Here is a 1,621-nt window from a genome sequence, read left to right on the forward strand (position 1 = left end):
AGAAAGCGTTTTAACTACAATATATCGAAATGTGTAGAGAACACCACAACAATTTGCGATAAGTGGTAGAAATGTTCTGTGATTGGTCGGCGAATTCAGGTTTAGGCGTCAAGTAGAGTTTGAATATCAAATTTTTGCATTTTCATAAATACCTGAACCACCTTTTTGCTTTTTGCTGGGTCGCTCATGAGTTGAGGTAAAATACTTGGTACAATCTGCCAAGAAACACCATATTGATCTGCGAGCCAACCACATTGGTCATATCTTCCATTTTTACCCAAATTTTCCCAGTAATCATCTATTTCTTCTTGCGTATCACACTCAACAACGAATGAATTGCCAGGAGAAAAATCAAAATCATGTGCGTTTGGACTGCTTATGGCATTGAAAAGAACACTGCCTAATTGATATTGGCAAAACATTACGCTGGCTTCTGGAAAGTTAAAATGTGCAGGATAAAAGGATTCAATTTTAATGCTAGAGTTGACAAAAACCTCTACATATTGATTGACGGCCTCTTTGAGTTTTAGAAATTTATCATTCGCAAAAAGAAGCGTAGGAACGATTTTTTGAGTAGCCTCAATTGCCTGAATATCTAATTGCCAATAAACGCCAAATTTATCACTCAGCCATGCGTATTTCTTGCTCCAATCATATTCTCCTAGAGGCATTACGGCATTACCACCCTCCAAAAGCGCCGAGTACAATCGCTCTATTTCTTGCTCACTTCCGCAATACACATAATATGACAAAGCAGGGCTAGGCTTATATTTTGGGCCACCATTCAAACCCATAAATTTTGTACCCATCAGCTCAAAAGAGCTTACCATTGGATTTTGTTGCAGAATATATGATTGGGGAAATAATTTTGTGTAAAAATCAGCAGCCTCTGCGGCTTGGTGATTGTACCAAATACAAGAATAAATAGGCTTTTGCATGATTGTTTTTGAATTTTAAGTGCTAGTTCAAGACGTTGGCATCCATACAAACTTATTTTACATCAGATTTAATACTTCTTTATATCTCCCAGATTCTGCAAATTCTTTAATGATACGATTTCTTTCGATAAGAAGTTTTGTCATATAATTTGTCAAGAATAAACGATTGGCGAATTTCCCAAGAAACCCTAATGGCGATTCAAACTCAAACAAATCTATCATTAGCACTTTTTCTCCTACATATTCAAAGCGATGAATATGGGTCAACGATTTAAAAGCACCTTTGATTAACTCATCTTTAAAGTAATAAGGCCGCTCAAAAGCTGTAATGTGTGCCGTAAGATATTGTTTTATGCCAAAATGAGTTGCTTCAAAAGTTACAAATTCACCTAATCCAATCAAGCCAGTGGTTTTTCCTTCAATAGCTTTTTCATGAGTATGTGCCGTTGAAATCGTATGTAAATCGATGCTTCTGGCCAAATCAAAGCATATTTCAAGGCTGGAGGCTATCTCGGTTTGAAGCTGAATCAGAGGCATTTGTAAATTGTGAATGAGCGATTTAGTGAATTGAGAATTAAAAAATCATAAAGGTAGAGACGCAATGCCTTGCGTCTCCAGGTAAGAAAATCTACAACTTTATGAGTAGATTTTACCATTAACCATTATTCTAGCTAACGGCTAAC

The 1,621-nt window shown here is 36.4% G+C and carries 2 protein-coding genes; both read right to left on the minus strand.

All coding sequences use genetic code 11. The features are described from left to right. Positions 1-101: 101 nt before the first annotated feature. The gene (locus ACOVQ4_RS11460) at positions 102-938 is read right to left on the minus strand and encodes a VOC family protein (protein WP_421820776.1); all 837 of its coding nucleotides are present in this window, start codon (positions 936-938) and stop codon (positions 102-104) included. Positions 939-995: 57 nt separating this feature from the next. Further along, positions 996-1,475, minus strand: coding sequence for an SRPBCC family protein (locus ACOVQ4_RS11465; RefSeq protein WP_421820777.1), 480 nt, complete (start codon positions 1,473-1,475; stop codon positions 996-998). Positions 1,476-1,621 lie beyond the last annotated feature (146 nt).

The sequence above is a fragment of the Flectobacillus sp. genome, from assembly GCF_049240685.1.
Taxonomy (GTDB): domain Bacteria; phylum Bacteroidota; class Bacteroidia; order Cytophagales; family Spirosomataceae; genus Flectobacillus.